Here is a 591-nt window from a genome sequence, read left to right on the forward strand (position 1 = left end):
GAGGGCGCTTGCACGCCTGCCGGTGACGATCGGAGGAATCGTGAGCAATCCCGACGCGGACAAGATTCGCGAGGAGGCGGTGCAGCGTATCGCCGATCGGCCGAACATGGTGCTCAAGGGCGATCCGATCGAGGAGCTCGCGAAGGCGCATGAGCGCCATGCAGCGAGGCTCAAACAACTGATGGTGACTCTCCGTGACGTTTGCCGAACCAACTACTTGGGTGACACGATTGAAGGGCGTGCGGCGACCTACAACCTGGGCGTGGCCGTGCATGACCACGAGCACTCCGTGGTCCAGAACTTTCAGCGAGAGGCAGCTGAGGCGCTGAGTATCGCCGCTGCTCTGAGGCAGATTGCTAAGGACATCGGAGACACAGAGCTCGCTAGCGCCGAGGGGATCATGGTTCGATGGGAGTAGCCCGCGAGCTCCGACTTGTCCTGATGGCGCTGTTGCTTTCCGGCTGCGCTGTCGCGGTGGAGGGCGAGGCGGTAGTCGAAGAAAGTGTGGTGAAGCGATCGGTGCTCGCACCGGCGCAGCCACTGCCATTCACGCCTCAACACGCGGGTCGGACCAACGAACGGAACGATGGG

Annotated in this window: 1 protein-coding gene; it reads left to right on the plus strand. The window is 62.6% G+C overall.

Annotated features, from left to right (window positions below):
* Positions 1-418: hypothetical protein (locus FK268_RS23460; RefSeq protein WP_205124543.1), on the plus strand; the 418-nt coding region annotated here is incomplete at its 5' end.
* Positions 419-591: the final 173 nt, after the last annotated feature.

Origin of the sequence: Tsukamurella sputi, assembly GCF_007858445.1 — a bacterium.
GTDB classification, from domain to species: domain Bacteria; phylum Actinomycetota; class Actinomycetes; order Mycobacteriales; family Mycobacteriaceae; genus Tsukamurella; species Tsukamurella sputi.